A 13,096-nucleotide genomic window follows, 5' to 3' on the forward strand; every position below is an offset into this window, starting at 1 on the left:
CCGGTGCGGGCGTCAACAGTCCTACCGACCGGTCAGCACGGAGGGTGGGGCGGGTCGCGTGAGGCCGGCGGTGGGGCGCGGGGGCTCAGGCTCGGGGCCGGGCCCGGCTTCCGGAGGGCGCGGGGCCGGTGGCGGGGGTGCGGCCGGGCCCGAGGGGCTGCGTGCGGGGCGTCGTACGGGGACGGGTGAGGGTTCCGGGGCTCGGGGCCGGCCGGTGGGGGCGGCGCGCGGTGGAGTGGGGCCAGGGCAGGGTGCGGGTGGGGTGGATATCCTCGGGCTCACCTCCATACCGCCTGATACGAGGTGTATGTCCGTGTCCGTGACTGTGATCGTGCTGTCCGTCGGTGCGGCGTGCTGTCTGGGGCTGGGGTTCGTCTTCCAGCAGGCGGCGGCGCAGCACGCGCCGATGAAGGACTTCCTCTCGCTGCGGCTGCTGCTCGATCTGGCGCGGATGCCGCGCTGGCTGGCCGGGATCGGGCTGATGGTCTGCGGGATGGCGCTGGGCGCCATCGCGCTGGGGATGGGGGACATCACGCTGGTCGAGCCGTTGCTGGCGACCAATCTGCTGTTCGCGATGGCGTTGTCGCGGTGGCTGACCCGACAGCGGCTGGGGCGCAGCGGGTGGGCCGGGTTGTGGCTGCTGGCGGGCGGGGTGAGCGCGTTCATCGTGGCGGGACGGCCGCACGGCGGGCAGGCGACCGCCGATCCGCTGCGGCAGTGGCTGATCATCGGCGTGGTCCTGGGGACGGCGCTGCTGCTGACGGCGGTCGCGAAGCGGGTGTGGATGGCGCTGGAGGCGGCGCTGCTGGGCACCGCGGCGGGGCTGCTCTACGGGTTGCAGGACGCGCTGACGCGGATGAGCGGAGACCGGTTCACCGCCGGCGGCTGGGCGGCGGTGGCGACGAGCTGGCAGCCGTACGCGGTGGTGGCGCTCGGGGTGACGGCGCTGGTGCTGGTGCAGAGCGCGTTCGAGACGGCGCCGCTGCGGCTGTCGCTGCCGGCGCTGACGGCGGCGCAGCCGCTGGCCGGCATCGCGTGCGGGGTCGGGTTCCTCGGCGACCGGCTGCGGATGACGCCGGGCGCGCTGGCCTGGCAGGCGGCCGGGATCGTGGCGATCGTGGTGGGGATCGTGCTGATCGGCCGTCATCCGGCGATGCCGCCGGGGTCGGGGCCGCACCCCCGGGCACGGACGCTCGCACCGCGCTGAGGCGGCGGGCCCGACGGCCCACAGGCGGCGGGCCGGTGGTTGCATGGCGGTATGACCGATCAGCAACCGCTCGACGCGGACGAAGTGCTCGACATCGTCGATGAGCAGGACCGGGTGGTGGGCCGGGCGCCACGCGGCGAGGTGTACGCCCGGGGGCTGCGGCACCGCTGCACGTTCATCCTCGTCCGCGACCCGCAGGACCGGATCTTCGTCCACCGCCGGACGGACCGGAAGCTGGTCTTCCCCGGGTATTACGACATGTTCGTCGGCGGAGTGGTGGGCGCCGGGGAGCGCTACGACGACGCGGCGCTGCGGGAGGCCGAGGAGGAGCTGGGCGTCCAGGGGCTCGACCGGCCCGAGCACCGCTTCTCGTTCCTCTACGAGGGGGACGGCGGCCAGTGGTGGTCGGCGGTGTACGAGGTGCGGTGCGCGCTGCCGGTGGCGCCGCAGGAGTCGGAGGTGGCCTGGCACGCCTTCGTCACCGAGGAGGAGCTGGCGCGGCGGCTGGACGAGTGGCCGTGGACGCCGGACGGGCTCGCGGCGTACCGGCGGCTCGCGCGGTGGCGCGCCGGCGAGGGCCGCTGATGACGGAGGTCGGGGAGCCCGGGGGCGGGGCGACGGGGCCGGGCGGCGGGGCGCGCCGTCGCGGGCGGCCGGTGCGGGAGGCGGTGCGGCTGTGGTGGTCGCCGGCGCGCATCGGTGCGGAGGGCCGCACCCCCGACTACCGCTTCTCGCTGGCGAACGAGCGGACCCTGCTGGCGTGGCTGCGGACCGGGCTCGCGCTGGTCGGCGGCGGTTTCGCGGTGGATCAGTTCCTGCCGCGGCTGCATCCGGGGCTGCGGACGGTGTTCACGGTGGTGCTGCTGGCGGCCGGGGCGCTGTGCGGGGTGCGGGCGGTGCACCACTGGGTGCGGTGCGAGCGGGCGATGCGGCGCGGCGAGGATCTGCCGATGACGCGCTTCCCGTCGCTGCTGGCGCTGGTCGTGGGGGCGCTGGCCGCCGCGATGGTGGTGCTCGTCGCGGTCGGCTGGACGCGGTGAGCGGGGGCGCGGCGCGGGACCCCGGGCTCCAGCCGGAACGCACCCGGCTGGCCTGGCGGCGGACCACGCTCTCCTGCACGGTCGTGGTGGCGCTGGCCGTCCGGCGGCTGACCCGGGGCACGGCGCCGGGCGCGGCGGCGACCGTCGCCGTGGCGCTGACGGGCGTTGCCTGGCTGCTCTTCGGTCTGACGGCCCATCGCCGGATGCGGGCGCTGGCCACCGGCCGCCCGTCGGCCCTGCCCGCCCGCTGCGCGGGCCTCGCCGCCCTGTGCACGGTCGCGGTGGCGGTGCTGGGCGGGGTGGTGGTCGGCGGGGGGTGAGGGGAGCCGGCGGGGAACGGTGCCGGGCGGCGGGGGCCTTGTACGGGGCGGGCCGGGTTCGCCTCCCGCGGGTGAGCCTCACGGCGGGCGGGCCCGGCCCCGCGCCCGGCAGTGGACGGCGAGGGCCGCGGCAGGAGATCCGGCGAGGCGGCGGAGGCCGGGACCCGCGAAAGGGAGGCCGGAGCCAAGAGGTGAAGGCCGGGACCGCGAGGCGCGTACTCCCGTTGCTCAGCAGCGCCCCGGCCCTGCGCCGTAGCGCCCGACCGGTGGAAGAACGGCCAGGTCCGGCGGTCTCCCCCGGCCCGTACGTCCGCTCGTGGCGTCGCGCGTGGGCGGCGCGGCCGGGGCCGGGGGCGCGGCGGTACGGTGGCGCGGCCGCCGTGCCGGGGTGGCGCCATGGTCCGGCGCCGGGTCTCCGGGCGGCGGGTGGAATACCGTCACCCCGAGGAGCCCGCCCATGTGCCGCATCACCCGTCCCGCGTCCGAAGCCGTCCCCGAGGAGCCGGGGCTGACCGAGGTGGCCGCGGGTGTCTCCGCGTTCGTCCAGCCGGACGGCGGCTGGTGTCTGAACAACGCCGGGGTGGTGACCGACGGCGGGACGACGCTGCTGGTGGACACCGCCGCGACCGAGCGCCGGGCGCGGCTGCTGGCCCGGCGGATCGCGGAGAGCGGGGCGCCCGCGCCGCGTACCGTCGTCAACACCCACCACCACGGCGATCACACCTACGGCAACGCCGTCTTCGCCCCGGCGGCGACGATCATCGGGCACACCGCCTGCCGCAGCGAACTCCTCGCGGCCGGGCACCAGTTGGAGGCGGTGTGGCCGCAGACCGACTTCGGCGACATCGTGCTGACCCCGCCGTCGCTGACGTACACCGACAGCCTGACGCTGTACGTCGGCGACACCGAGGTGCGGCTGATCCACCCGGGTGTCGCGCACACCCGGGGCGACACGGTGGTGTGGCTGCCGCGGCAGCGCACCGTCTTCACCGGTGACCTGGTCTTCAACGGCGGCACGCCGTTCGTGTTCATGGGGTCGCTCGCCGGGTCGCTGCGCGCGCTGGAGCTGCTGCGGTCGCTGGACGCGACGACGGTGGTGCCGGGCCACGGGCCGGTGACCGGGCCCGAGGTGTACGACACCGTCGAGGCGTACCTGCGGTTCACCGACGAGCTGGCGCGGCGCGGTCACGCGGCCGGGCTGACCCCGCTGGAGGCGGCGCGCGGCGCCGACCTCGGACCGTTCGCGGAACTGGCCGAGAGCGAGCGGCTGGTGGCCAACCTGCACCGGGCGTACGCGGAGCTGGAGGGCGCGGAGCCCGGTGCGCCGCTGGACGTCCGGGCCGCGTTCGGCGACATGACGGTGATGAACGGCGGGGTGCCGGTGGCCTGTCACGCCTGAGCGGGCGGCGCGCCGGGAGGCGACGGCGCGCACCGGAAGGCGACCGGGGGCGCGGGGCGGACCGCTCCGCGCCCCCGTCGTACGGCGCCGCCCGCGTGCCGGGGCCGTGCTTTTCCGCCACCTCGGTGGCGCGTGACCCATCCCCCACGCCGGGGCACTGGACTCCATACCGACTAGTCGGCATGATCGTACGCGGGCGCCCGGCGACGGCCCCCGGGCCCGCCCCGCGCCGCCACCGCACCGCGCCGTTCGACCGTCCACTCCGCATGGAGGCCACCATGAGCAAGGGCACCCCTCCCCCGCCGGGCACGAACGCGCAGGCGCCGCCCGGACTCGACCCGGAGGCGCTCCGCCGCCACCTGGAGCGCGAACGGCCGGGCCTGACCGCCGGCCCGCTGCGCGCGGAGCTGATCCAGGGCGGACGGTCCAACCTCACCTACCGCGTCACCGACGGCACCTCCTCCTGGGTGGTGCGCCGCCCGCCGCTCGGCCACGTCCTCGCCACCGCGCACGACATGACCCGCGAACACCGGGTGATCAGCGCCCTGCACCCCACGCCGGTACCGGTCCCCGCAACGCTGCTGCTCTGCGAGGACACGTCCGTCATCGGCGCGCCGTTCTACGTGATGGAGCTGGTCGGGGGCGTGCCGTACCGGACCGCGGAACAGCTGCGGCCACTGGGCGCCGAGCGGACCCGGGCCGTGGTGTGCTCGCTCGTCGACACCCTCGTCGATCTGCACGCCGTCGATCCGGAGGCCGTCGGGCTGACCGGGTTCGGACGCCCGGACGGCTTCCTGGAGCGTCAACTGCGGCGCTGGGGCAAGCAGCTGGCCGCCTCCCGGGGCCGCGACCTGCCGGGCATCGAGACGCTGCACGAGGGGCTGGGCCGGGCACTGCCCGCCTCGCCCGCGCCCGCCGTCGTCCACGGCGACTACCGGCTCGACAACGTCCTGATCGGCGAGGATGACGCCCCCACGGCCGTCCTCGACTGGGAGATGTCCACCCTCGGCGACCCGCTGACCGACCTCGGACTGCTGGCGATGTACAGCTCCGACCTGGGGCTCGCCGAATCGCCGGTCTCCACCACGAGCGGCGCGCCCGGCCATCCGGCGCCGGACGAACTGATCGCCCGTTACGCGGAGCGCTCCGGGCGGGACACCTCCGCGATCGCCTGGTACACCGCGTTCGCGTGGTTCAAGCTCGCGGTGATCCTGGAGGGCATCCACTACCGGTACACGCTCGGGCAGACCGTCGGCGCCGGGTTCGACCGGATCGGCGAACTCGTGCCCGTCTTCATCCACCACGGACTCACCACCCTCAAGGAAGGCTGAGGCACCCATGGACTTCGCATTCGACGCCCGTACCGAGGAGCTGCGCACGCGGCTGCTGGCCTTCATGGACGAGTACGTCCTGCCCGCCGAGGCGACGGCGCACGAACAGCGCGCCGCGCTCGCCTCGCCGTGGCACACGCCGCCGGTGGTGGAGGAGCTGAAGGCCGAGGCGCGGCGGCAGGGGCTGTGGAACCTCTTCCTGCCCGACGCGGAGCTGGGCGCCGGGCTGACCAACCTCCAGTACGCCCCCCTCGCCGAGATCACCGGCCGCAGCCCGCAACTGGCGCCGACCGCGCTGAACTGCGCCGCGCCCGACACCGGCAACATGGAGGTCCTGGCGCAGTTCGGCGACGCGGCGCAGCGCAAGGAGTGGCTGGAGCCGCTGCTGGCCGGGGAGATCCGCTCGGCGTTCGCGATGACCGAGCCGGACGTCGCCTCGTCGGACGCGACGAACATCGAGACGCGGATCGAGAAGGCCACCGACGGCTCCGGCGACTACCTCATCAACGGCCGCAAGTGGTACATCTCCGGCGCGATGCACCCGGACTGCCGGATCTTCATCGTCATGGGCAAGACCGACCCGGACGGCGCGGACATCCGCCGCCAGCAGTCGATGATCCTCGTCCCCCGCAGCGCCCCCGGCCTGACCGTCAAGCGCGCCATGCAGGTCTACGGCTACGAGGACCACTACCACGGCGGCCACGCCGAGGTGCTCTTCGAGAACGTCCGGGTGCCCGCGACGCACCTCATCGGCGAGGAGGGCGGCGGCTTCGCGATCGCCCAGGCGCGGCTGGGCCCCGGCCGGATCCACCACTGCATGCGGCTGATCGGCATGGCGGAGCGCGCCATCGAGCTGATGTGCCGCCGCGCGGTCTCCCGCGAGGCGTTCGGCAAACCGCTGGCCCAGCAGGGCGTGGTGCAGGAGTGGATCGCGGACGCGCGGGTCGCGGTGGAGCAGCTGCGGCTGCTGGTCCTCAAGACCGCCTGGCTGATGGACACCGTCGGCAACAAGGGCGCGCACACCGAGATCCAGGCCATCAAGATCGCCACGCCGCGCACCGTCGTCGACATCCTCGACAAGGCGGTCCAGCTGTACGGCGCGGGCGGCGTCAGCCAGGACTACCCGCTGGCCGAACTGTGGGCCGCGGCCCGGACCCTGCGCCTGGCCGACGGCCCGGACGAGGTGCACCAGCGGTCGCTGGCCCGGCGGGAGCTGAAGCGGTACCTGTAGGGAGGCGGCGCCGCGGAGCGGTGCCTGGAGCGGCGTACGGCGTGCCGGGAGGGTGGGCGCGCCGTACGGGCCCTTGGGGTGGGGTCGAACGGATTCCGTAGGGGTGAGGTGGGCCCCCTGCGGGCCACAACGCCGGGCGGCGGGCCGGTGTTCCCGCCACGGGCGGCGAGGCACGGCGGGCACACGGGCCACGACGAGCGGGAAACGCCACGGCCACAGCCACAGCCACGGCCACAGCCACGGCCGCAGCCGCAGTCACGGCCAGCCCCGAAGCCACGCCCCCAGCGCAACGGATGAGAAGCACCCCGGAGCCCGGAAAACACACCGGCGGCGGGGCCCGTGACAACCACGGGCCCCGCCGCCGGTACGCTCCCCGTTCGTCCCTACGGCCGCAACGCCCGCAGCAGCAGCCCGGCCAGATGGTCCGCCACTTCCTGCGGGGTCAGCGGGCCGTCCTCGCGGTACCAGGTGCCGAGGTGGTGGACGGAGCCGAAGTGGTAGTCCACGACGAGGTCGGCGGGGACGTCTGCGGCGAAGACGCCGGTGCGCTGGCCCTCCTCGATCAGGGCACGGAACCGTTCGTGGTAGCGGCGGCGTTCGGCCCGTACCTGCTTGTCCTTCTCCGGGCCGAGGTGGTGCATCGACCGGAAGAAGATCTTGGTGTCGTCGAGGTTCTCCAGGGTGGTGACGACGACGTCGGCGGCGGCGTCACGCAGCCGCTGCTCCACCGGCGCGTCGGCGCCGGCGAAGTGGTCCAGGCGCTCCTGCTGGAGGCGGAGCACCCGGCCGTAGACCTCGTGGAGCAGGTCCTCCTTGGAGCCGAAGTAGTGGTAGAGGGCGCCCTTGGTGACGCCCGCCGCGTCGACGATCTCCTGGACGGAGGTGCGGTCGTAGCCGCGCTCCGCGAAGAGGTGGGTGGCGGTGGCCAGCAACCGCTGTGCCACCGGCTTCGTGCCGTCGCCGTCCTTCGTTGCGGCCATCGCCGTCACCTGTTTCCTTCGTCGTCGCGCGGGTCGTTCGCGGGAGCCGGGGCCGGTCAGCGGCCACCGGGGCGGGTGCGGTCACGCAGCTCCCGCCGGAGGATCTTCCCACTGGTGGTCTTCGGCAGCTCGGGCAGGATCTCGACCTCCCGGGGACATTTGTACGCCGCGAGCCGCTCACGGCAGTGGCCGGTCAGCTCCGCCGGGTCCGCCGTGGCGCCGGGCCGCAGGCTGACGTACGCCTTGACGCTCTCCCCGCGGTAGGAGTCCGGGATGCCGACGACGGCCGCCTCGCGCACCGACGGGTGGGTGTAGAGGACGTCCTCGACCTCGCGGGGCCAGACCTTGAAGCCGGAGGCGTTGATCATGTCCTTCTTGCGGTCGACGACGTAGAGCCAGCCGTTCGCGTCCATGAAGCCGATGTCGCCGGTGCGCAGTTCGCCGCCGGGTATCGCACGGGCGGTCGCGTCGGGCTGCCGCCAGTAGCCGGCGACGACCTGGGGGCCGCGGACCACGATCTCGCCGTGCGTGCCGAACGGGACCTCGGCGCCCTTCTCGTCGACGATCCGGACGACGGCGTCGGGGCCGGGCACACCGACGGCGAGGGTGCCGGAGGCCGGGTCGACGGGTGCCTCGCGGCCGGGCGGGACGGTGGAGAGCGTGGCGGAGGTCTCCGTCAGGCCGTAGCCGTTGTGGAGGTAGCGGCCGGATCCGGCGCGGAACGCCTCCACCAGGGCGGGCGGGACGGGCGCGCCGCCGGAGGCGATCATCGCGAAGGAGGAGAAGTGGTCGCGGGTGACGCCCGGGTGGGCGAGCAGCGCCATGAACGCGGTGGCGGGGCCGACGGTGAAGGCCGGGCGGTGTTCCAGGAAGGCGTCCAGGACGGTGCCCGGGTCGAAGCGGTAGGTGAGGGCGAGGGTGCCGTGGTTGGCCCAGGAGGCGGCCAGTTCGGTGACCATGCCGGTGATGTGGAAGAGCGGGGCGAGCGCGAAGTAGGTGGAGCCGGCGGGCAGGGCCAGGCCGGTGTGCTGCCGCTCGGCGTTGTAGGCGAGGTTGCCGTGGGTGTTGACGGCGCCCTTGGGGGTGCCGCTGGTGCCGGAGGTGTAGCTGATCAGCGCGGGGTCGGTGGCGGCCGGTCCGCCGGGGGCGGGTACGGGCCCGGCGGCGGCGCCGCGGGCCACCGTCAGCAGGTCGTCGGCGCCCGCCCGGGGGCCGAGGCGCTCCGGGCGCAGCACCCGGGTGTCGTCGCGGGTCTGGAGCCCCGCCTCGCAGGCGGTCAGGGCGATGCGGACGGACGGCTGGGCGGCGGCGGTGTCGCGGAGGAAGGCGTCCCAGGTGTGGTCGGCGCAGATGACGGCGGTGACCTCGGCGTCGGCGAGCACATGGGCCATCTCGCCCGCCTTGTACATGGGGTTGGCGGGGACGGCGACGCCGCCGGCCTTCCAGACGGCGAGGGCGGCGAGGACGAAGTGCGGGGTGTTCTGGAGCATCACCACGGCGCGGTCGCCGGGCCGGAAGCCGCGGGCGGCGAGGTGGGCGGCGACGGTGTCGGAGAGCGCGTCGGTCTCGGCGTACGTCAGGCGGGCGTCGAAGTAGGCGAGGGCGGTGCGGTCGGGTACGTGGCGGACCGCGTCACGGAAGGCGTGCAGCGGAGAGACGGGCGGGTCGACGGGCGCGCGCTGCGCCTCGGTGAGCTGCGCCAGCCACGGCTTGTCCTGGTAGGAGGTCATCGGATGCGGCCCTTTCGTCCTGGGCACCGGATCCGCCGTACGCGGCCCGGGGCCGGTGGCGTACGGGACCGGCCGGTGCCGGGTGCCGTGCGGGGAGGGACGGGGCGGCGGTCGGCCGCCCCGGGGTGGGCCGTGCGGGGGCGCGGCCCGGTCGGCAGGGGGCGCGTGGCGTCAGGCCGTGCGCCCTGGGCGGCTACCTGCCTTCGGTCTGCTCCAGCTTCTGCTGGAGACGGTTCATGCTGCCGAGCCAGCGGTCGGGTTCGGTGGCGCGGGCGGTGTAGTAGGCGGCGACCTCCGGGTGCGGCAGGACGAGGAAGCGGTCCTCGGCCATCGCGTCGAGGAGGGCGTCCGCGACGGCGTCCGGTTCGACGGCGGTGGGGGTGAGGACCAGTTCCCCGGCGGCGCCGGTCGCGGCGAGCATGTCGGTGCGCACGCCCTGCGGGCAGATGGCGTGGACCGCGACGCCGCGGTGGCGGTAGGTCAGGGACAGCCATTCGGCGAAGGCGTACGCGCCGTGCTTGGTGACGCTGTAGGGCGCCGCCTCGATCATGGTGAGGAGGCCGGCGGCGGAGACGGTGGAGACGAAGCGGCCGGCGCCGCGCTCCAGCCAGCCGGGCAGCAGCTCGCGGGCGGCGCGGACGTGTGCCATGACGTTGACGTCCCAGGCCAGGGCCCAGTCCTCCTCGGGCGCGGCGGGGCCGCCGCCGGTGCCGACGCCGGCGTTGGCGCAGAAGATGTCGATGGCGCCGCCGAGCGCCTCGCGGGCGGCGGGGACGACGGCGGAGGCGTCCCCGGGGACGGCGGTGCCCCCGATCTCCGCGGCGGTCCTCGCCGCCTTGGCCGCGTCGAGGTCGTTGACGACGACGCGGGCGCCCTCGGCGGCGAAGCGGCGGGCCAGGGCGGCTCCGATCCCCCCGCCCGCTCCGGTGACGACAACTGCCTTGTCCCGTACGGCTTCCACGCTGGCTCTCCCTACCGTCGTTCGGCTCTCCCCCGGGAGGAGACTAACCAGTCGGTATGTGGCAGCGGAAGAGCCGGACGCGCCATGTCCGGCGCGTTCCCCGGGGCGCGCGGGCGGGTTACGGTGCGCTCGGCACGGACCTGTCCGCTCACCGTCCCCGGAGGGCCGCACATGCCTCTGTCCCGACGTCTGCTGCTCGGCCGTCTCGCCGCGACCGGAGCCGCGGGCGCGGCGCTCGCCGCCGCGCCCGCCACCGCCTCCGCCGCGCCGCGCGGCGGCCCCGTCCGCCACCCGGTGCGGACCGGTTTCGACCGGCTCGCCGCCGACGGCTACCGCCTCCTCGACGGCCGGACCGTCGGCATCGTCACCAACCCGACCGGCGTCACGGCCGAACTGCGCCACATCGTCGACGTGCTGCACGCCGACGAACGGGTGCGGCTGCGCGCCGTGTTCGGCCCCGAGCACGGCTTCCGGGGCACCGCGCAGGCGGGCGGCTCGGAGGGCCGGTACGACGATCCGGCGACCGGGCTGCCGGTGTACGACACGTACGGCAGGAGCGCCAAGGAGCTGGCGGAGATCTTCACCGCGTCCGGGGTGGACACCGTCGTCTTCGACATCCAGGACGTCGGCGCGCGGTTCTACACGTACATCTGGACGCTGTACGACTGCATGGTGGCCGCGGCGCTGGCCGGGAAGCGGTTCGTGGTGCTGGACCGGCCCAATCCGGTGACGGGGCGCGACGCGGCGGGGCCGGTGCTCGATCCGGCGTACGCGTCGTTCGTCGGGCGCAAGCCGGTCGCGCAGGTGCACGGGATGACGGTGACGGAGCTGGCGCGGCTGTTCAACGACGTGTTCGTGGCGGCGGACGCGGGGCGGGCGGTGCGGCTGGAGACGGTGGCGATGTCCGGGTGGCGGCGCGGTGACTTCTTCGACGCGACGGGGCTGCCGTGGGTGCCGCCGAGCCCGAACATGCCGACGCCGGACACCGCGCTGGTCTACGCCGGGACCTGCCTGTTCGAGGGCACCAACCTCTCCGAGGGGCGCGGCACCACCCGCCCGTTCGAGCTGCTGGGCGCGGCGGGCGTCGACCACCGCTGGGCCGCGGCGGTGAACGGGCTCGCACTGCCCGGTGTGCGGTTCCGGGAGGCGTACTTCGCGCCCGCGTTCTCGAAGTTCGCGGGGAAGACGGTCGGCGGGGTGCAGCTGCACGTCACGGACCGGGCGGCGTTCGACCCGGTCCGTACCGGTATCGCGCTGCTGGTGACGGCGAAGCGGGTGTGGGACGGCTTCACCTGGCGGCCGGATCACGGCATCGACCGGCTGACCGGCTCCGCGACCGTCCGCACGATGATCGACAAGGGCGCGGGAACGGACGAGGTGGTCGGCGCCTGGCAGCGCGATCTGGCCCGCTTCCGGACCCTGCGCCGCCGCTACCTGCGGTATCCGTAGGGGCGCGGCGGAGGAACACACTCCATCATCTCGCATTTCGAGACAAATTATCCCACCCATTGACTGCACCACTCACCGGCCAAGAGCATGCGGCTCGTGGAAACCGATACGACACCAGCGAAGAACGGGCCGGGAACGGCGGACGCCGCGGCCACCGAGGAGGGCGGCGGGGAGAGCCTGCGCCGGGTGGCGGTGGCCTCCTTCATCGGCACGGCCATCGAGTTCTACGACTTCTACATCTACGGCACCGCCGCCGCCCTCGTCCTCAACGACGCGTTCTTCCCGGGGCTCGACCCGGTGAACGCCACCCTCGCGTCGTTCTCCACCTACGCGGTGGCGTTCGCCGCCCGGCCGCTGGGCTCCCTGATCTTCGGGCACTTCGGCGACCGGGTCGGCCGGAAGTCCGTCCTGGTGGCGTCGCTGCTGATGATGGGGTTGTCGACGGCCTTCGTCGGCCTGCTCCCGGGCTACGCCACGCTCGGCATCTGGGCGCCGCTGCTGCTGGTACTGCTCCGCTTCGTGCAGGGCATCGGTCTGGGCGGCGAATGGGGCGGCGCGGCGCTGCTCGCCGTCGAACACGCGCCGAAGCGGCGCCGCGGGCTGTACGCGGCGTTCCCGCAACTGGGCCCGTCCGTGGGGTTCTTCGCCGCGACCGGGGTGTTCTGGCTGCTGTCCGCGGTCCTGGACGACGCGGCGTTCCGCTCCTGGGGCTGGCGGGTGCCGTTCCTGCTGTCGTTCCTGCTGGTCGGCGTCGGTCTCTTCGTCCGGTTGAAGATCAGCGAGACGCCGGTCTTCGCGAAGGTGCGCGCCGCGCAGGAGGCCGGACGGGTCCCGGCGTTCGACGTCTTCAAGCGCCATCCGAAGGAGCTGCTGCTGGGCTCCGGCGGCATGATCATCGCGTACGGCCTCTTCTACACCGCGACGACCTACTGCCTGTCCTACACCACCGGCACCCTCGGCATCTCCCGGAACACGATGCTGGGACTGTCGCTGGTCGCCTGCCTCTTCCTCGCCGCGGGCACCTGGCTGGCCGCGACCCGCTCGGACGGCTTCGGGCGCCGCAAACTGGTCCTCGCCGGAACCGGCCTCGCCGTGGTGTGGGGCCTGGTCCTCTTCCCGCTGCTGGACACCGGGCAGCCGGCGCTGATCGCCCTCGGCATCGGCGGCGCGCTGTTCTGCATGGGCGTGGTGTACGGGCCGATGGGCGCGTATCTGCCCGAGCTGTTCGGCACGACGGTGCGGTACTCGGGCGCCTCGCTCGCCTACAACCTGGGCGGGGTGCTCGGCGGCGCCGTCGCCCCGCTGGTCGCCACCCGGCTCCAGTCGGCGTTCGGCTCCGCGTCGGTCGGCTGGTACGTCAGCGCGATGGCCGTGGTGTCCCTGCTGTGCGTCCTGGCGCTGCCGGAGACCCGCAGCCGCGAACTGGGCTGAGCCCGCTGCGCGCACGA

At 74.5% G+C, this 13,096-nt stretch carries 12 protein-coding genes; 9 read left to right on the forward strand and 3 right to left on the reverse strand.

Annotated elements, in window-relative coordinates:
• Nucleotides 1-307: 307 nt before the first annotated feature.
• The 7 genes from ACZ4M8_RS16125 (at nucleotide 308) to ACZ4M8_RS16155 (ending at nucleotide 6,528) form a co-directional block, all read left to right on the forward strand.
• Complete coding sequence (locus tag ACZ4M8_RS16125; RefSeq protein WP_467607544.1) at nucleotides 308-1,207, forward strand: DMT family transporter; 900 nt, start codon at nucleotides 308-310, stop codon at nucleotides 1,205-1,207.
• Nucleotides 1,208-1,258: 51 nt separating this feature from the next.
• Nucleotides 1,259-1,792 carry an NUDIX hydrolase gene (locus tag ACZ4M8_RS16130; protein WP_467607546.1) on the forward strand — a complete coding sequence of 178 codons (534 nt, stop codon included), beginning with the start codon at nucleotides 1,259-1,261 and terminating at the stop codon, nucleotides 1,790-1,792.
• Nucleotides 1,792-2,247, forward strand: coding sequence for a YidH family protein (locus ACZ4M8_RS16135; RefSeq protein ID WP_467607548.1), 456 nt, complete (start codon nucleotides 1,792-1,794; stop codon nucleotides 2,245-2,247). Before ACZ4M8_RS16130 ends, ACZ4M8_RS16135 begins: the two co-directional genes overlap by 1 nt.
• A complete protein-coding gene (locus tag ACZ4M8_RS16140) occupies nucleotides 2,244-2,567 on the forward strand; it encodes a DUF202 domain-containing protein (RefSeq protein ID WP_467607550.1) in 324 nt (107 codons plus the stop codon). The genes ACZ4M8_RS16135 and ACZ4M8_RS16140 overlap by 4 nt, the downstream gene beginning before the upstream one ends.
• A 457-nt stretch (nucleotides 2,568-3,024) precedes the next feature.
• The gene (locus ACZ4M8_RS16145; protein WP_467607552.1) at nucleotides 3,025-3,966 is read left to right on the forward strand and encodes an MBL fold metallo-hydrolase; all 942 of its coding nucleotides are present in this window, start codon (nucleotides 3,025-3,027) and stop codon (nucleotides 3,964-3,966) included.
• Nucleotides 3,967-4,244: 278 nt separating this feature from the next.
• Nucleotides 4,245-5,297: a phosphotransferase family protein gene (locus ACZ4M8_RS16150; RefSeq protein WP_467607553.1), complete on the forward strand. Its 1,053-nt coding sequence runs from the start codon at nucleotides 4,245-4,247 to the stop codon at nucleotides 5,295-5,297.
• A 7-nt stretch (nucleotides 5,298-5,304) separates the two neighbouring features.
• Entirely contained in the window at nucleotides 5,305-6,528 is a 1,224-nt protein-coding gene (locus ACZ4M8_RS16155) for an acyl-CoA dehydrogenase family protein (protein WP_467607556.1), read from the forward strand.
• Between the two features lie 383 nt (nucleotides 6,529-6,911).
• Here ACZ4M8_RS16155 and ACZ4M8_RS16160 read toward each other — a convergent pair whose 3' ends face one another.
• The 3 genes from ACZ4M8_RS16160 to ACZ4M8_RS16170 all read right to left on the reverse strand — a co-directional run bounded on the left by ACZ4M8_RS16160 (nucleotide 6,912) and on the right by ACZ4M8_RS16170 (nucleotide 10,199).
• Nucleotides 6,912-7,508, reverse strand: a complete 597-nt coding sequence (locus ACZ4M8_RS16160) for a TetR/AcrR family transcriptional regulator (RefSeq protein WP_467607559.1) — start codon at nucleotides 7,506-7,508, stop codon at nucleotides 6,912-6,914.
• Nucleotides 7,509-7,564: 56 nt separating this feature from the next.
• Nucleotides 7,565-9,238 carry a class I adenylate-forming enzyme family protein gene (locus ACZ4M8_RS16165; protein ID WP_467607562.1) on the reverse strand — a complete coding sequence of 558 codons (1,674 nt, stop codon included), beginning with the start codon at nucleotides 9,236-9,238 and terminating at the stop codon, nucleotides 7,565-7,567.
• Between the two features lie 193 nt (nucleotides 9,239-9,431).
• Nucleotides 9,432-10,199, reverse strand: a complete 768-nt coding sequence (locus tag ACZ4M8_RS16170) for an SDR family oxidoreductase (protein WP_467607564.1) — start codon at nucleotides 10,197-10,199, stop codon at nucleotides 9,432-9,434.
• Nucleotides 10,200-10,370: 171 nt separating this feature from the next.
• Between ACZ4M8_RS16170 and ACZ4M8_RS16175 the strand changes: the two genes are divergently transcribed.
• Nucleotides 10,371-11,648: an exo-beta-N-acetylmuramidase NamZ family protein gene (locus tag ACZ4M8_RS16175; protein WP_467607566.1), complete on the forward strand. Its 1,278-nt coding sequence runs from the start codon at nucleotides 10,371-10,373 to the stop codon at nucleotides 11,646-11,648.
• A 96-nt stretch (nucleotides 11,649-11,744) separates the two neighbouring features.
• Entirely contained in the window at nucleotides 11,745-13,079 is a 1,335-nt protein-coding gene (locus ACZ4M8_RS16180; RefSeq protein WP_467607568.1) for an MFS transporter, read from the forward strand.
• Nucleotides 13,080-13,096 lie beyond the last annotated feature (17 nt).

Source organism: Streptomyces sp. NPDC027185, assembly GCF_055567035.1.